Origin of the sequence: Streptomyces sp. GESEQ-4 (assembly GCF_017948455.1) — a bacterium.
Classification (GTDB): Bacteria; Actinomycetota; Actinomycetes; order Streptomycetales; family Streptomycetaceae; genus Streptomyces.
In genome coordinates this window covers 128,318-143,507 of the sequence record NZ_JAFFSU010000013.1, presented here as the reverse complement: position 1 = coordinate 143,507, position 15,190 = coordinate 128,318, and the positions used below count along the sequence as shown (strand labels likewise).

Here is a 15,190-nt window from a genome sequence, read left to right as displayed (position 1 = left end):
GCGAGGACGGCTTGCCCTCCCGTCTCAATGGCCGAGCCCGGCGCCTCCGTCGACCGGGATCACGGCGCCGCGCACATATCCGGCACCGGCCAGGAACGCCACCACATCGGCGACCTCCTCGGGCCGGGCGAGCCGTCCGGCCGGGGTCTGGCTCAGCAGGTCGCGGCGCTGCTCCTCGGTGAGCGCTCGGCTCATGTCCGTCTCGGTCAGACCGGGCGCCACCACATTGCAGGTGATGTCCCGGGAGCCGAGTTCATGGGTCAGCGACCGGGCGAACCCGACCAGCCCCGCCTTCGCCGCCGCGTAGTTGGCCTGTCCGGCGGCTCCGTGCAGCGCCACCGTGGAGGAGATCAGCACGATACGGCCGTGGCCTTCCCGGAGCATCCCGCGTATCGCGCGCCGGGCGACCCGGAAGGCACCTGTGAGGTTGGTGTCCACGACGGAGGTGAAGTCCTCCTCACTCATCCGCACCAGGAGACGGTCGTGGGTGACGCCCGCGTTCGCGACCAGAACGGTGACGGGCCCGTGGGCGGCCTCGGCCTCCTTGAAGGCCTGGTCCACCTGCTGACTGTCCGTCACATCGCAGCGTACGGCGATGAGTCCCTCGGAGACCGGGGGTTCAGCGCCCCGGTAGGTCACCGTGACCCGGTCCCCCGCCCTCGCGAAGCGGCGTGCCGTGGCCAGGCCGATCCCCCTGTTCCCCCCGGTCACGAGAACTGACCGAGCCGGTGCCTGTTCCATCGTCCCCTCCGTTCCTCTTCCACTGTTCTTGCGCCTTCTCCGCTTCCGGTGTTCCCGTTCCGCTGTTTCCGCTGTTTCCGCTGTTTCCGCCGTCGACGTCCCGCGCGCGCAGCCCGACGACGGACACGGCGAACCCGACGAGGGCCAGTACGGCGGTCCAGAACGTGGCCGCGTACATCGCGTCGAGGAAGGCACGGTCGGCCGTGGCCGCCAGTTCCGGCAGACGCAGCGAGCCGGCCAGCGAGCGTGCCGCCTCGGCCGAGGTCCGGGCCTGCTCTTCGGCGCTCGCCGTCAACCCCTGTGCGTCACCGGGCAGTTCGGCGTCCGCCATCCGCGCCCGGTACACCCCGGAGAGGATCGAGCCTGCCATTGCCACCCCGAGCGTCCCGCCCACCTGTCGTGTGACGCTGTTGACGGCCGAGCCGGCGCCCGCGAGATGCGGCGGCACCCCGCTCATCATCACGGCCGTGACCGGCGTACCGACCAGACCCATCCCGAACCCCTGCACCCACAGCAGCGCGGCGACGGTCAGGATGGAGGTTCGTCCATCGAACCACAGATAACCGACGTAGGTCGCGGCCGTGGCCAGGACTCCGGCCGCGACCGTCCACCGGGCCGACAGCAGCCGGCTCATCGCCGGGGAGGCCTGGCTGCCCAGGACGATGCCGACCGCGGCGGCGATCATCACGGTTCCGGCGTCGGCGGGGGAGAGTCCGCGGGGCCCCTGGAGGTAGAAGGCCGCGTAGAACAGATGCCCGGCCAGCGCCATGAACGCGATCAGCAGTACCACACTCCCGGCAGTGAACCCCGGCTGCCGGAACAGTCGCAGGTCCAGGCTGGGGGCCGGGGACCTGCGCTGACCGGCCACGAAGGCGGTGAGCAGTGCGCCGCCCAGGAGGAGGGGGAGGAGGACGTGCGGGCCGTACCAGGTCCGTCCGTTGCCGAGCTCGATGATCCCGTAGACCACGCCGCCGAGGCCGAGCACCGAGAGGCCCATCCCCGGCAGATCGAGCACCCGGCGCCGGGGACCTTTCAGCTCGGGTACGACGGCCACCACCCCGGCCAGACACAGGGCCACGATCGGCACGTTGACCAGGAACACCGAACCCCACCAGAAGTGGCTCAGCAGCGCCCCGCCCACGACCGGGCCGACGGCCACGCCCAGACCGCTGGACGAGCTCCAGATCGCTATCGCCCGGGTGCGTTTCTCCTCCGGAGTGCTCTGCACGATGACCGACAGAGTCGCGGGCATCAGCAGCGCACTGCCCGCGCCCATGAAGGCCCGCGCCACGATCAGCCAGGCCGGGCTCGAGGCGAACGCCCCGGCGCCGGAGGCCGCGCCGAACAGTGCCAGACCGGCGATGAGGGTGGTGCGGGGGCCGAACCGGTCGGCCAGCGCGCCGCCCGCGAAGAGGGTGCCGGCGAAGACCAGGGTGTAGGCGCTCGCCACCCACTCCAGTTCGGCGGGGGTCGCGCCCAGGCCCTCGTCCGGGTCGGCGAGGGTGGTGACGGCGACGTTGAGGACCGAGGTGTCCAGCCAGATCAGCATCTGGGCGCAGACCACGACCACCAGGACGGGCCACGACCGGGACGGCGCGGCCTTCTCTTCCGTCGGGCCCACGGTGCTCATCGGATGCCTCCGTCGTCCGTGGTGTCGCCGAGGTGCCCGTAGCCGCGCAGCGCCCGGTCGACCAGCGCGTCGGCGGCGCCCGTGTAGCGGGCCGGGTCGAGCAGTTCGGACAGCTGGTCGGGGGTGAACCGGGCCGTCACCTCGGGATGGCCGGACAGCACCTCGCCGATCGTGCGCCCGGTGTCGGCGGCCTCGGCCGAGGCGGCGGTCAGCAGCCTCTTCGCCCGTACCTTGCCGAGCACCGGGGCGAGCGCCACCGTCAGCCGTTCGGTGACGATGGCGCCGCCGGTCAGTTCGAGATTGGCGAGCATTCGATCGGGGTGGACGATCAGCCCTTCCGCGAGTTCGACGGCCGTGTGTGTGGCCCCGCCCGTCAGCCGCAGCGCCTCCCGCAGCGGCTGCCACTCCGCGTGCCACGCCCCGGCGGGCCGCTCGTCCTCGGCGAGCATGCACTGGGCCAGTACGAGGGCATGGGCGGGCACTTGACGGGCCGCCGCCACGATCAGCGTGGCGAGCGCGGGGTTCCGCTTCTGCGGCATCGCCGAAGAGGCCCCGCGTCCCGCGGCCGCGGGCTCGGACACCTCGCCGATCTCGGTACGGGACAGCGTCTGCACATCGAGCGCGAACTTCCCGAGCGCTCCGGTGACCAGCTGGAGCACCGCGCCCAGTTCGGCGATCGGAGTGCGCACGGTGTGCCACGGCAGCACCGGTTCGGCCAGCCCCAGGGCCTCCGCGAACGGGCCGAGCAACTCGACGCCGCCCTCACCCACCCCGCCGTCCAATGCCGCGTACTCGCGATACGCGGCCAGGGTGCCTGCCGCGCCGCCGAGTTGGGCCGGGAGGGCGGACGCGACCGTACGGACCCGGACCAGGGCGTCGGCGACGAGTTGGAGCCAGCCCGCTGCCTTGAGGCCGAGGGTGGTGGGCACCGCGTGCTGAGCCAGGGTGCGCCCGGCCAGGACCGTGTGGCGGTGGTTGTCGGCCAGCGCGGCCAGGGAGGCGCCGGTACGTTCCAGGTCGGCGGCGATCAGGCCGAGCACTCTGCGGGCGATCAGCATGGCCGCCGAGTCGAGGATGTCCTGGCTGGTCGACCCGCGGTGCACGTACTCGGCGGCTGCCGCGTCCCTGGCGGCGACCACCTCGGTGAAGGCGCTCACCAGCGCGACGACCGGGTTGGCCGCGGCCCGGGCCGCCTGGGCCAGGGCGACCAGGTCGAGGCGGTCCGCGCGGGCCACCGAGGCGATCGCCTCCACCGCCGCGGCGGGCGTCAGCCCGACGGCGTGCTGGGCCCGGGCCAGCGCCACTTCGGCGTCCAGCATCGCCTGCAGCCATGCCTCGTCGGTCACCTCGGCCGCGACGGGCGTGCCCGCCCAGGTCGGGGCGAGCAGGCCCGCGTCGGTGCCCACGGACATCCCGTTCACGCTCTTCGGCCCCCTGCGTCTGGTGTCTGACGTACGGTCAAGCTGCTGATGGGCAACGCCACTTCGTTCTCCTCCAGCCGCAGAGCCGCCCGCGCGATCGCGTCCGAGTCCTCCAGCGTCACCGAGCCGACGCCCGGCCTGATGCCGACCGCCGTCACCCAGCGCACGCCCTCCGTCGGCACCCCGAAGGCGAACCGGCGCGGATGCGCCCGGCCCGCCGCGTCCACGAGTCGGGGCGGGCTCCCTGTCACCGCGAGTCCACCCGTCTCCCAGCCGGTCAGCCGGTACGGGCCGCACTGGCCGGCCGTCAGCAGCCCTCGCAGCAGCGGATTCGTGCTCCGCCGCAGATCGACAACGGGCAACCGCGCCTCGACCAGTGCGCTCACCAGTACCGGAGGAGCGGACACCAGCTCCGCGTCCACGAGGAAACCGCCTTCGCGTGCCGAGGGCCGCACCCGCATCCGCGGACCGACCATGTGCAGCACCTCGGCCTCGATCAGCGCGATCAGCTGCTCGATCCGGAAGGCCGGCGGACCGATCGAGGTGAACGCGTTCAACGGCGTGTACCAGCCGTCCAGTTCGGCACGGTACGACTCACCGGACACACCGCCGTGGTCGACCACCAGCCGGATCTCGTTGCGCAGATCCCGCAGGGCGTCCAGCGCGGCCTTCAGCGGCCCGCTCACATTGCCCAGCCGGGCCTCGGCGACATCCCGCCGCAGGTGGTCCAGCAGCCAGTGCCGGAAGTCGTCCCGGTCGGCGAAGGTCCGCTCGCCGTACGGACGTTCGATCCGCTGCCAGTCCCACCGCTCACCGGGCGGCACGGCGTACCTGTCGAGCAGAGCTGTCTCGGGGATCCGACCGGACAGGCAGGACCGTACGAACTCCTCGGCGGCCTCGATCCCGTGGGCGGCCCGGATCCACGCCTCGTGGTAGACGGTGCGGACCTCCCGGTCGATCAACGGCCAGATGTCACGGCGAAAGATGACGGGCTGCCCGCCGTCCGCCCGCCGCCGCAGCCCGGCGATGACCTCCGGGGTCAGGAACCGGGGGTGGTGGCGGCCGAGTGCGCCCTTCTCGTTCTCGCCCCGGGCGTGGTACGGCACACCGCGCCGCGAACCGGCGTACAGGACCGGCTCATTGCCGCTCGGAAGGTACACGAGTCCGGACTGGCTCTCCTTGAACGTGCCGCCGCGGCCCTCGGTGAGCAGCGCCAGTTGGTCGAAGAAGTTCAGCCCAAGGCCACGCAGCGCCACCCGCGTGCCTGGCGGGATGCCGCTCAGATCGGCGTCGGCCGGGTTGGCGGGACCCACATAGGCCAGGCCGTGCCGGTCGGCGAAGGAACGCAGCTCCCGTTCCTCCTGACTCGGGGTCAGCTCCCCGTGGCCGAGCGCCAGGACCACCGCGTCCATCCCGGACAGCAGGCCGCCGTCCTCCAGTGTCACCGTCTGCCGCCCGTCCGGGGCGTCGTCCAGCGCGACCGCGGTCGCCCGGTGCGTGTGGACAGTCACTCGGGGAGTGGCGGTGCGCAGAAGGTGCCGGAACACCCACTTCAGGTAATGGCCGTGGAATGCCCGGGTCGGGTAGGTGTCCGGGCCGAGCCGCCGCGCCTCGTCCAGGACCCGGTCCGGGCAGCCCTCGGCGAACGCCCCCTGGCTGACCATGCGCGCCCACTCGTACAGGCTGGGCCCCGGCACCGACGGCCCCGCGCAGTCCACGCTGTCGTCGGTGAACAGGGTCACCTGGGAGGCGACCGTGTTCATCAGCAGCTCGTCCGGCTGGTCGGTACGCCACACCGCGCCCGCGCCGGGCGGGTACGGGTCGACGAGGTGGACCACGACCGGACGGGTGGTCCCGGCGGTGCCGTCGGCGTTGGCGCAGATCCGTTCCAGGACCGAGAGCCCGCGTGGACCGGCACCGATCACACAGATGACGAGGGCGTCACCGGGCCCGCTCTGTGCAGGCTCGGTCCGTCCTGGCTCGGTCATTCCCCGCCCAGCCCGTCGCGCCAGCTCGGTCGCAGCGGCTTCCAGGCGAGTGCCGTACGGGCCCGGTCGTTGGCCGCGCCGTGTGCCGCGGTGAGTTGATGGGTCATGTACCAGCCGAGCAGCCGGGGTGCGAGCTCCGCCGGGATCGTACGAGGGGACGGGCCGGCCAGCGTGCGGGCGTAGTGCGGGAGCCATTGCGCGGCCGGGGCCGGGTCGTCGTCCGTCACGTGGAACACCCCGGTGACGTCCGACTCGATGGCCGCCACCGTCGCCGCCACGGCGTCCTCCACATGCAGGAACGACATGATCCCGGCACCGTCCCCGGGCAACGGGAACCGCCCGGCCAGCACCGCCTGCGCGGTCCCGCCGTTCCGTGCGTACGCGGTCCGGGGCCCGTACAGCGAGCCGTACCGCAGCACCACGCCCGCGAGGTCCGGGCCGCTGCCCAGGACCAGCCGCTCCAGTTCGGCGACGGCCTGGACGGTGGAGGCCCAGCCGGGGTCGGGCGCGTCCACGTACAGCGGCGCGTCCTCGTCGACGACGGGAACCGTGGCCGGGGCGGCGGCGAAGGCGATGGACTGCGCGACCAGCCGCCGCGCACCGGCCGCCCGGGCCGCCTCGACGAGGTGAGCGGTGCCCTCGGTCCGCAGCCGCCGGGTCTGTGCGAAGGCCCCCGGCGGGTCGTCGTGCATCGACCGCAGCGCCGTCATCTGGTGGACGACCACCTGGGGCCGGGCGTCCGAAACCGCCGACAGTACGGCCTCGCGGTCGAGGGCGTCGGCGACCACGACCTGCTCCGCCTCCGGGGCCCGTGCCCGCGATCCCTGACGCACCAGCGCGCTCACCTCATGGCCCCGCGCCCGCAGCGCGCCCACCAGTGGATGTCCGATCACGCCGGTGGCTCCGGTGACAAGTACACGCACTGCTCAATCCTCCGTAACGGGCGGGACGACAGGAGTGGCAACAGGGGTGGCGACCCGCATCAGCAGCCGACACGCCTTGTCCCCGTCCCGCAGACAGCTCTCGGCCCGGTTCTCTGTCAGGGTCACGCCGAGTCCCTCGGACCAGCCCGCGTGGATGTCGGTGCACGGGCACCGGTAGCCCTCCAGCGAACCGGACATCCGCACCATGGTGATGGCGAAGTTCCGCCGCAGGGTGAGCACGATCAGGTCGTCACCCTCCACCTCGGTGGAGGCGTTGCGCAGTTCCGGCGGAAACATGCGGTCGCCGCAGTCGTCGTAGCGGCGGCGCAGCTCCTCCAGGTCCTTGCCGCTGTCACCGGTGTCCGGGAGCGCACCGCTCCGGCGTGCGACTTGCTGCGCGACCTTGAGGGCGACCTTGCGCATCGCCTCGGCGTTGATCTCGTTCGCGGCCTGTTGCCCGAACCGCTCGGCCACGCCCTGGTACCAGTTGGCGTCGTGCTGCCACCACAGCCGGTACGCCTCCGACGCCCGGGCGCGGTGGTTGACTTCGCCGGCATCCGTTTCCGTACTCATGCGTGCTCCGTAAGTTCCTTGGCGGCGAAACGGTCGCGCATCACGCGTTTGAGGACCTTGCCGGTGGCGCCCTTGGCCACGTCGTCGGACTTCATCGGCACGGCCCGGGTCACCGGGGGGAAGCCGGCGTCCGAGAGGACAGCGTTGACCCGCCCGGTCCACGCCTCGTTGTCGTCGGCGCCGTCGTGCGTGAGCTGGAGCAGCGCGTACGCCTCGGCTTCTCCGTCGCCGTCCCAGTCGGCTCGTACGCCGGCCGGGGCGACCCCGACGACGGTGCAGTCGGCCAGCTCGGGCAGCTCCCGCAGCAGCAGCTCCTCGGTGCGGGTGCTGAACAGGATTCCGTCGCGGGTCCGGATGGCGTCGGTCGCCCTGTCCAGGTGGTAGAAGTTGCCCTCCTCGTCCTGGTAGGCGAGGTCGCCGGGCAGCCAGTAGCCGCCCAGCCGCATGCGGTTCCAGGTCAGCGAGTCGTTCCAGTAACCGGGCGTGATCGTCGGCGACTTCAGGCCGAGGCGGCCGATCTCCCCGGGCGCCAGCGGGGTGCCGTCCTCGGCGAGCACGGCGGCCTCGGCGAAGCTGAACGGCTTGCCGATGCAGCGCGAGTACGCGGAGGTGTCCTTGGTGTGCCGGTTGTGGAAGAGCGAGTGGCCGACTTCGGAGGAGCCGAGCCCGTCGATGAAGACGGAACCCTCGACCCGCCTGCGGCGCAGAACCCCGCCGTCCCTGCTGATCTCCTCGCGGACGCCGTGCCGCACCAGGGCCCGGATGTGCGCCTCGTGCGCCGCGTCGCCGGTGTTGAACCACACCTCGACGCTGGACAGGTCACGGGCCGCCAGGTCCTCCCCGGCCATCTCACCGAAGGTTCCGGCGAAGGCCAGCACCGTGCTCGGCCGGAACTCCTCGATGGCGTCGAGCACTTCGGTGCCGCGCTGGCTGGAGAGCAGCTTGATGTCCGCGCGCAGCAGCAGGCAGTACAGCAGGGTCGCGATGGAGGCGTTGTGCGGGCCCGGGAGCGCCACCAGGGTGCGCGCCATGTCGGCTCCGGTGGAGTAGCGCAGCCGGTGCACCTGCGAGTACATCAGCGTCCGGTGGCTGTGCGGCACCCCCTTGGGCATGCCGGTGGTCCCGGAGGAGTGCGAGATGATCACCGGGTCGGTGGGGTCGTGCCGGTACGGGTACGACGTCGGCAGCCGCTCGCGGAACTCCGGCCCGATCCCGTCGGCGGTCACACAGAAGCCGAGCCCCGACTCCGGGCCCGACAGCACGGAATGGTGCTCGGCGTCCGTGAACGCGCCCACCGCACCCTGACGGCGCACGTACTCGCGGGCGATCTCGGGGCGCAGATTGCCGTTGACGAGCGACGGGATCGCGCCGAGGGACGTCAGGGCCAGATAGTTCACGGCGTTCTCGGCACTGGAGAAGGTATGCACGGCGACCGGGTCGCGGGGACGCACGCCCTGGGCGGCGTACCAGCCGGCATACGTCTCGACGGCCTCGCAGAGCTGACGCAGGGTCAGCACCTCGGGGCGGCTGCCGTCCGGCGCCTGCCAGCTGCCGTCCGTCCGCAGCACGGGCTCGTCGAGCGGGCGGTCGTACGCCTTCAGGCGGTGCAGTACGTTGCCGGCGCCGAGTTCGGTGTCGGAGCAGATCCGCGCCCGCTCCTGCCTACTGATGAGCATGGTTCTCCGTCTCGTTCCCTACTCGGTGGCGGCGGTGAGGATGAAGGCCGGCGACCGGGGCTCAGTCACCAGCAGGTGGCTGCCGCCGTCCCGCAGCAGTCGCCGGTGGGCGGCGGCCAGGTCGAACAGGCCCTGGATGCTTCCGGGATGCCCGGCCGCGCCTGCCCCGCTGGCGTCGTACGCCTCGGCCGACCGGACCGACACCGGTGCCTCGCCTCCGGGACGGCCGAGCAGCACCGCCGCCGCGAGGCCGGCGGTCGCGGGCAGGTCCGGGAGCGGGCGGCCGCTGTCGGCGACCAGTTCCTGATACATGGCGGCAAGACGCTCGCTGCCGCCCAGCTCCACGCCCAGCACAAGGACCCGGTCCAACTCCGGGTCCTCCAGCAGCAGATCGGCCATGGCCAGCAGTTCGGCCACCGGGTCGTCGAGGGTGGAGAGGCTGAACGTCTGCCCCGTGATCCCGAACTCCTGGCTCGTATAGCCCAGTACGGCATTGGCGGTGGCCTGCATGAACAGCAGCGGGTTGTGGACCCGCCCCGACACCATGCGCTGGCTGGCCAGGTCCGCGGTGGTGGTGTCCCCCATCAGCGTGGCCAGCACCACGGCCGTACGAGCGCCGTCGCCGGGCCGTTCGGTGAGGCACTGCCTGCTGACGTCGAAGGCCAGCGGGCTGAAGGCGGACTCGACGAAGCCGGGGAGTCGCGGGAGCGGGATGTCGTCGTCCCGCCCGGTGCCATGGGTGGCGGTGGCGGTCGCGAGGATGCCGAGGGGCGAGCGGAGTACGGTCTTCTCGATCTTCTCCGTCGTCATGGCCGCTCCAGCACGAGTGCGGTGTTGGCGCCCCCGAAGGCGGCGTTGATGGTGAGGGCTCGGCGCGGGTCGGCCTGGCGTGGCTGGTTCGGTACGTAGTCCAGGTCGCACTCGGGGTCCGGGCGGCCGTATCCGGCGGTCGGCGGCAGTACGCCGTCCATCAGGGCCAGCATCGTGATCACGAACTCCACGACGCCCGCCGCCTCCAGGAGGTGGCCGGTGGTGCTCTTGGTGGAGCTGACCGGTATCGACTCGACCCGCTCCGGCAAGGCGGCTCGCAGCCCGCGGGTCTCGGCACCGTCGTTGTACTTGGTGCCGGTGCCGTGGGCGTTGACATAGCCGAGGGTCGCGCCGTCCGGGTCGCCGGCGAGCCGCAGCGCCTGGCGTGCCGCGCGGGCCAGGCCGACACCCTCCGGATGCGGCTGGGCGATGTGGTGGGCGTCCGTGGCCGCGCCCCAGCCTGCGATGGTCGTCAGCGGCCGGGCACCGCGGCGCCGGGCGTGCTCGGCGGACTCCAGCACGACGGCCGCCACCCCGTCGCCAAGGAGCAGTCCGCTGCGGTCGGCGCTGAACGGGCGCACCATGCCGTCGCGGGACAGTGCCCGCCCGGAGTCGAACTTGCCGAAGGTCTCCTCCTCCACCAGGTATCCGCCCGCGCAGACCGCCGTGTCGATCCGGCCGGAGGAGATCAGCCGGCAGGCGTGGATGATCGCGGCGGCGGAGGCGACACAGGCATTGGTGAAGGTGAGCCGCGGCCCGGTGAGCCCGAGGCCGCCGGCCAGCAACTCGGCGAGGTGCGCGGGCACGGCGTCGGCGTACCGGGCCGTTGCACCGTCCGGGACGCGCTCTGTGGATGAGGATGGGGACAGGGAGTCGGCGGTTCGCCAGTAGCGGGTGACGCTGGTGTGGTCCCCGGCGGCGCCGAGCAGTACCGCCGCCTCCGTGCCCGGGCGCAGTCCGGCCATGTCGAGGGCTTCCGCGCCGCACCGGGCGAGCGCGTACCGCAGCGCCCAGTCCTCGACCGCGTCGGGTCCGTCCGGGGCGGCGGCCGCCATCGGCGTACGGTACGGGCCGGTGTCGAACCTCGTCGTGGGCGTGAACGAGGGGACGCCCGCGAAGACCCCGCGCCGGAGGGCCTCAGCACCCGTACCGAACGCGGTGCGGACGCCGAATCCGGTCACCGTCACCTCAGCGCTCATCGCGGCCGCCTCCCTCCGCCCGGTCCGTCTGGGCGGCCCGCAGAAGCTCGGTGAGCCGCCGGAGCGAGGTCAGCCCGGCGATGTCCTCGTCGGAGGGCTCCACGACCAGGCCGTAGCGCTCCTCCACCACGTGCAGCAGCCACACCAACCCGAGGGAGTCCAGGACCAGTTCGGCGTCCTCGCCGAGGTCGTCGGGCAGCCCGGGGAAGATCTTGCGGTCCGACAGCAGCTCCCGGACGGTGTCGGTGGTGATGGCGGACAGCACGGGGTCCGCGTCGCTCGCCGTGGTTCCCGCGCTCATGCCTTCGCACCACGCCGGACGACCTCGGCGACAAGTCCGCCAAGGGTCAGGGAAGCCAGGGACTCGATATCGGTGTCCGGTATCTCCACACCGAACCGCGACTCCAGCCGCAGCGTGAGCTCGATAAGACTCAACGAGTCCACATCCAGCCCACCGACGGTCACCGGACTGTCGTCCGTGATGCCGTCACGGCTGGTCAGGATGTTCATCTCGTCGATGACAGAGGTCAGGACGAACTCGCGGATCTCGTCTTCCAAAGTTGAGGTACTCATGATCAACATCTCCAGTGAGGGAGTCAGCGCCCCGAAGGGGCGCGGGGAACTGCGCGACCGGCCACAACGGACCCGCAGACAACAAACAACCGGCGTAACCCCGGCTCACCCAGCGGAGCGCAGCGCCGCCGCGTTGCGCACCAGCTTCCCGTTGGACGTACGAGGCAACGCCTCCAGAACCCGCACCACCCGCGGCAGCTTGTAGTCCGCCAACCGCTCCCGGCACCACCGCAGCAACTCCTCCCCGGAGGGAGGCTCATGACCGGCGGCCACGGCAACGAACGCCTCGGTCACGCCCTCATGGACCAGAACCGCCTGCTCAACCGCCGGATGCTCCCGAAGCACGTTCTCGACCTCGGTGAGGTCCACCTTCAGCCCGCCGATCACGACAAGGGAGTCCGCACGCCCGTGCACCCGCACCGCTCCGGTGCCGTCCACCGTGGCCCGGTCCCGAGTGTGCAGCCACCCGTCCTCGTGCTGACTGCCACCCGAGTCGAAGAGGTACGGCGACTCCTCAAGGGCGACATCCAGCTCACCCTTGTGCTCCCGCACCACCACCCCCGGCGCGGCCCGCCCGACCGACGGCCGCAACGTACCGCCGGCGTCCATGGCGACCACTCCGGTCTCGGTGGTCCCGTAAGACTCGCCGACAGCCACCCCGTACAGCTCGGCGAACCGTCCCGCCACCGCCGGAGGCATCAGCTCGCCGCCCGACACCGCGACCCGTAGCTCGGGCAGTTCGGGAGGATCGATGGCGGCGGCGAGCAGTTCGTAGTGCATCGGCACCCCGAACAGGGCGGTGATCCGGTGGTCCACAGCGGTACGCAGGATGTCGCGCGCCGAGACCCGGGGCGCGAACACCACGGACACCCCGGCCGCCAGCGAGTGCAGCAGCCCGGCGATCAGACCGAAGCTGTGCGCGGTCGAACTGAGCAGCAGCAGCCGGTCGCCCTCCCCCGGCATCCCGGGAATCGCGGCGAACCGTTCCACCTCGGCGGCGAGCGAACGCGCGGTCCTGCCGATCACTTTCGGCCGCCCAGTGGAGCCCGAGCTGAACTGGACCAGCCGGTGCCTGGTGGTCGCGGCCCGCCCCGTCCCGTGGCACTCGGTGACGACCTCGTAATCGGACCGGAAACCAAACGTCGCCCGGACGTTGACCCCTGCGCTGACCATGAACTGCGGCCGGCAGGTCGCGCAGAGCGCCTCCACCTCGGCCGGTTTCAGCCGGAAGTCGAAGAGCAGCACCTGGGCACCCAGCCGCCACAGCGCGAGCAGCACCTCGACCTGGGTGAAGCTGGGCGGTGTCCGCAGGCCCACGGTGCTGCCGGGGCCGATGCCGTATCCGGCGAAGACCGCGGCCTGCTTGCCGACCCGTTCCCGCAACTCGGCTCGGGTGACGGTCTCCTGCTGATGCGTCAGATACGGCAGTCCGTCGTCCCGTGCGTCGAACAGCCGCTGGATGAAAGGGCCCATCTCGTCGTCCACGTCATTCACGAGGTCCACGAGCTCGCCCATCAGACCTCCTTGCAGAACTCGCCGATGGGCAGGCCGACATGGCGCTGGTCCTTGGCCAGATAGCCGAGCAGTTCGTCACCGGTCTGCAGCTCGGTGACGTTGAGGACCTTCCCGCCCGGGCCGAGCACCCGTACATGCCAGTCGTCCTGCACCGTCAGGCTGACCAACTGTCCGTTCTCGGCATGAGTACGGATCTCGAGCAGCGGCCGGGATTCGAGCTTGGCCCGCCCGACCACGACCCGCCGCGTCCGCCCGTCGGCGCCGACCGCCAGCAGCGCCATCCCGGAGCCGACCTCGCTCAGGTAGCTGGTGCGGTTGTCGGGCCCCAGCGTGTACGAGTGCAGGGCACCGGCGTTGACCCGGAACGGCCTGGTCGGCATGTACGGCAGCGGATGGGTCTCGCTGCAGCAGAGCACGAACCCGGAGGAGTACGAGCCGACGAGGATGCCCTCGTCCTCATCGAAGTGCGAGCAGGTGTCCACGCAGACCCGGTCGCCGAGCCCGACGTGCCGGATGCTCTCCACGGTCAGCGTGGACAGCTCCAGTTGGGGTGTGGTGGCTTCCAGCAGCCGTGCCAGCGCGAACACCTCGTCGGCGCTGCGGGGCGAGAAGAGGACGCCGTCCGAGCCGCGCTCAAGGACGTCGAAGACGATCCCGGCCTCCTCCAGGTCGTCGACGACGGTCACCAGCTTGCCCTCGGCCGGCTCGGCCGCCGCGAGCACGATCTCCAGCGGGATCTTGGTCGGATCGGCGAAGTGGATGACGGTGTACGGCAACGCCATGGCACCCGCGCAGGAGAGCTGCAGGGTGCGGTCGTCCCGTACATCGACGAAGCCGGCGACGGTCGCACCCTCGGCGGCACGGTGCTCCGCGGCGACCGCGTCCAGCTCGTCCTGGGTACCGAACTGCCGCAGCAGTACGTCGATTCCGGCACCGGCTGAGGAGGTGGCGGCGGCCGAAGACTTCGACTCCTTGGCGCCCTCGGCGTCCTTGGTGTCCTTCGCGCCCCCGGTGCCCCGCACCTCCTTGTCGCTCTTGTCACCCGGCTTCTTCGCGCCGCCCGCGGCCGGACCCGCGGAGACCAGCACCCGAGTGATGGTCGGCGGCAGCGTCCCGAGCAGCTCGGCATCGGTGGCCAGCACCCCGGCCATCCTGGTGTGGACGGCCGCGTCAACCACCGCCTGGAGCTGCGGCCGTGGGACTTCACGGAGATCGATCCACGCGAACCTCATGCGACACCTGCTCCGATCGTCGAGTAGTGAGTCATGCTCATGTCATCAGTTCCTCCGGCTGGACGCGTCGCCTGCCCGGCGTCCCCCGACGTGCTGCCGTCGACACCGCGACGGTGCACGACCGCCGCGAGCCCGGCCACCAGAGAAGCGGGCGAGGGGGCCGAAAAGATCCGGCGACCGACGGCCAGCCCCTGACAGCCGGAGGCCATCACCGCGGTGCCGTACTCGATGAGGTCGGAGCCGTCCGGCGACCCTCCGGCCGCCAGGACGGGGATGGGACTGTGGGCCACCACCTCGGCCATCCGCTCGAGCGGCAGGGCGACGGAGGTCTTCACCATGTCGGCACCCAGGTCCGCGGCGACATTGACCAGATGCGCGAGGAGGGCGGGATCGCGCGGGTTGTCGATCCGAGGGCCCCGCGGGTAGATCATCGCGATCAGCGGCATGCCCCAGTCATCGCAGGAGCGGGCCACCGCCCCCAGGTCCGCGAGCTGCCGACTCTCGGTTTCCGAGCCGATGTTCACATGGACGCTGACCGCGTCCGCGCCGAGCCGCAGCGCCTCCTCGACGTCGCCGACCAGCACCTTGGCATCGACATCGGCCGCGCAGGCGGTACTGGCGCTCAGGTGCACCACGAGCGCGCAGCTCTTGAGGATCTCCGGTGCGAGGGCCCGGGCACGTCCCTTGTGGACGATGATCCCGTCGGCCCCGCCGGCGACCAGCGCCCGCAACAGGTTGTCCCATTGGCCGGCGGGGACGAGCGGGCCGTCCGACACGCTGTGGTCGAGCGGGACGAACAGATATCGGTCATCACCCGCCAACGACAGTCTTCGTAGACGCAATGACTTGCCAGTTTTCAGCATGGATAATGCGCCTCCCCAGCCCAAAAGGCTGAATGGCAAAGGTCCG

14 protein-coding genes are annotated in these 15,190 nt (G+C 71.6%); all 14 read right to left on the bottom strand.

From position 1 onward, the window contains the following. Nucleotides 1-24: 24 nt before the first annotated feature. The 14 genes from fabG to KCH48_RS24655 all read right to left on the bottom strand — a co-directional run bounded on the left by fabG (nucleotide 25) and on the right by KCH48_RS24655 (nucleotide 15,144). Nucleotides 25-711, bottom strand: coding sequence for a 3-oxoacyl-ACP reductase FabG (gene fabG / locus KCH48_RS24720; RefSeq protein WP_307840934.1), 687 nt, complete (start codon nucleotides 709-711; stop codon nucleotides 25-27). Continuing rightward, the gene (locus KCH48_RS24715) at nucleotides 620-2,371 is read right to left on the bottom strand and encodes an MFS transporter (RefSeq protein ID WP_246885801.1); all 1,752 of its coding nucleotides are present in this window, start codon (nucleotides 2,369-2,371) and stop codon (nucleotides 620-622) included. The genes fabG and KCH48_RS24715 overlap by 92 nt, the downstream gene beginning before the upstream one ends. After that, nucleotides 2,368-3,783: an adenylosuccinate lyase family protein gene (locus KCH48_RS24710; protein ID WP_210576903.1), complete on the bottom strand. Its 1,416-nt coding sequence runs from the start codon at nucleotides 3,781-3,783 to the stop codon at nucleotides 2,368-2,370. Before KCH48_RS24710 ends, KCH48_RS24715 begins: the two co-directional genes overlap by 4 nt. Before the next feature lie 5 nt (nucleotides 3,784-3,788). Beyond that, nucleotides 3,789-5,780, bottom strand: a complete 1,992-nt coding sequence (locus KCH48_RS24705; protein WP_210576902.1) for an FAD/NAD(P)-binding domain-containing protein — start codon at nucleotides 5,778-5,780, stop codon at nucleotides 3,789-3,791. Continuing rightward, nucleotides 5,777-6,703 (bottom strand): NAD(P)-dependent oxidoreductase, encoded by a 927-nt coding sequence (locus KCH48_RS24700; protein ID WP_210576901.1) that lies wholly within the window; start codon nucleotides 6,701-6,703, stop codon nucleotides 5,777-5,779. The genes KCH48_RS24705 and KCH48_RS24700 overlap by 4 nt, the downstream gene beginning before the upstream one ends. 3 nt (nucleotides 6,704-6,706) lie before the next feature. Then, on the bottom strand, nucleotides 6,707-7,276 hold the full coding sequence (locus tag KCH48_RS24695; protein WP_210576900.1) for a hypothetical protein: 570 nt from the start codon (nucleotides 7,274-7,276) through the stop codon (nucleotides 6,707-6,709). After that, entirely contained in the window at nucleotides 7,273-8,952 is a 1,680-nt protein-coding gene (locus KCH48_RS24690) for a class I adenylate-forming enzyme family protein (RefSeq protein WP_210576899.1), read from the bottom strand. The genes KCH48_RS24695 and KCH48_RS24690 overlap by 4 nt, the downstream gene beginning before the upstream one ends. A gap of 18 nt (nucleotides 8,953-8,970) precedes the next feature. After that, nucleotides 8,971-9,762: a hypothetical protein gene (locus tag KCH48_RS24685; protein WP_210576898.1), complete on the bottom strand. Its 792-nt coding sequence runs from the start codon at nucleotides 9,760-9,762 to the stop codon at nucleotides 8,971-8,973. Then, nucleotides 9,759-10,961, bottom strand: coding sequence for a beta-ketoacyl synthase (locus KCH48_RS24680; RefSeq protein ID WP_210576897.1), 1,203 nt, complete (start codon nucleotides 10,959-10,961; stop codon nucleotides 9,759-9,761). Before KCH48_RS24680 ends, KCH48_RS24685 begins: the two co-directional genes overlap by 4 nt. After that, nucleotides 10,951-11,262: an acyl carrier protein gene (locus tag KCH48_RS24675; RefSeq protein WP_210576896.1), complete on the bottom strand. Its 312-nt coding sequence runs from the start codon at nucleotides 11,260-11,262 to the stop codon at nucleotides 10,951-10,953. Before KCH48_RS24675 ends, KCH48_RS24680 begins: the two co-directional genes overlap by 11 nt. After that, nucleotides 11,259-11,543 carry an acyl carrier protein gene (locus KCH48_RS24670; protein WP_210576895.1) on the bottom strand — a complete coding sequence of 95 codons (285 nt, stop codon included), beginning with the start codon at nucleotides 11,541-11,543 and terminating at the stop codon, nucleotides 11,259-11,261. Before KCH48_RS24670 ends, KCH48_RS24675 begins: the two co-directional genes overlap by 4 nt. A 96-nt stretch (nucleotides 11,544-11,639) precedes the next feature. Continuing rightward, nucleotides 11,640-13,049: a class I adenylate-forming enzyme family protein gene (locus tag KCH48_RS24665; RefSeq protein ID WP_210576894.1), complete on the bottom strand. Its 1,410-nt coding sequence runs from the start codon at nucleotides 13,047-13,049 to the stop codon at nucleotides 11,640-11,642. Next, a complete protein-coding gene (locus KCH48_RS24660) occupies nucleotides 13,049-14,281 on the bottom strand; it encodes a 3-dehydroquinate synthase II family protein (RefSeq protein WP_210576893.1) in 1,233 nt (410 codons plus the stop codon). The genes KCH48_RS24665 and KCH48_RS24660 overlap by 1 nt, the downstream gene beginning before the upstream one ends. After that, nucleotides 14,278-15,144, bottom strand: coding sequence for a 2-amino-3,7-dideoxy-D-threo-hept-6-ulosonate synthase (locus tag KCH48_RS24655; protein WP_210577008.1), 867 nt, complete (start codon nucleotides 15,142-15,144; stop codon nucleotides 14,278-14,280). Before KCH48_RS24655 ends, KCH48_RS24660 begins: the two co-directional genes overlap by 4 nt. Between the last annotated feature and the right edge of the window lie 46 nt (nucleotides 15,145-15,190).

Bases quoted from the DNA above. Each gene is read 5' to 3' on its own strand.
- KCH48_RS24715 (WP_246885801.1), bottom strand. From the start codon at position 2,371: ATGAGCACCGTGGGCCCGACGGAAGAGAAGGCCGCGCCGTCCCGGTCG.
- KCH48_RS24710 (WP_210576903.1), bottom strand. From the start codon at position 3,783: ATGTCCGTGGGCACCGACGCGGGCCTGCTCGCCCCGACCTGGGCGGGC.
- KCH48_RS24705 (WP_210576902.1), bottom strand. From the start codon at position 5,780: ATGACCGAGCCAGGACGGACCGAGCCTGCACAGAGCGGGCCCGGTGAC.
- KCH48_RS24695 (WP_210576900.1), bottom strand. From the start codon at position 7,276: ATGAGTACGGAAACGGATGCCGGCGAAGTCAACCACCGCGCCCGGGCG.
- KCH48_RS24690 (WP_210576899.1), bottom strand. From the start codon at position 8,952: ATGCTCATCAGTAGGCAGGAGCGGGCGCGGATCTGCTCCGACACCGAA.
- KCH48_RS24685 (WP_210576898.1), bottom strand. From the start codon at position 9,762: ATGACGACGGAGAAGATCGAGAAGACCGTACTCCGCTCGCCCCTCGGC.
- KCH48_RS24680 (WP_210576897.1), bottom strand. From the start codon at position 10,961: ATGAGCGCTGAGGTGACGGTGACCGGATTCGGCGTCCGCACCGCGTTC.
- KCH48_RS24675 (WP_210576896.1), bottom strand. From the start codon at position 11,262: ATGAGCGCGGGAACCACGGCGAGCGACGCGGACCCCGTGCTGTCCGCC.
- KCH48_RS24670 (WP_210576895.1), bottom strand. From the start codon at position 11,543: ATGTTGATCATGAGTACCTCAACTTTGGAAGACGAGATCCGCGAGTTC.
- KCH48_RS24665 (WP_210576894.1), bottom strand. From the start codon at position 13,049: ATGGGCGAGCTCGTGGACCTCGTGAATGACGTGGACGACGAGATGGGC.
- KCH48_RS24660 (WP_210576893.1), bottom strand. From the start codon at position 14,281: ATGAGGTTCGCGTGGATCGATCTCCGTGAAGTCCCACGGCCGCAGCTC.
- KCH48_RS24655 (WP_210577008.1), bottom strand. From the start codon at position 15,144: ATGCTGAAAACTGGCAAGTCATTGCGTCTACGAAGACTGTCGTTGGCG.